Genomic DNA, 282 nt, shown 5'->3' with positions numbered 1-282 from the left:
AGGCTGAATCACACGCAGGAGGGCGTCAATCTTATCTCCATCACCTGTCATTTGGATGGTAATAGAGTGAGGTGCCACATCGACAACATTTGCTCTAAAGGGTTGGATAATCGCTAAAATTTCTGCTCGTTTTGTTGGCGGAGCTGAAATTTTGACAAGAATCACCTCACGCTCTAAGTGGGGTATGTCCGTTAAGTCACGTACTCGAACCACATCAATCAAGCGGTTCAGCTGCTTGATGATTTGTTCGACCTCATCGTGACTGGCCACGTCTACAATCAC

The 282-nt window shown here is 46.5% G+C and carries 1 protein-coding gene; it reads right to left on the bottom strand.

The genetic code is table 11. From position 1 onward, the window contains the following. Window positions 1-282 (bottom strand): acetolactate synthase small subunit (gene ilvN / locus C1E99_RS02125; RefSeq protein ID WP_105206446.1); only part of this gene is annotated, 282 nt, incomplete at both ends.

Source organism: Streptococcus suis, assembly GCF_002964045.1.
Lineage (GTDB): Bacteria > Bacillota > Bacilli > Lactobacillales > Streptococcaceae > Streptococcus > Streptococcus suis_U.
Note: the sequence above shows the minus strand (reverse complement) of the source record. Positions and strands in the feature narration are given on the sequence as shown.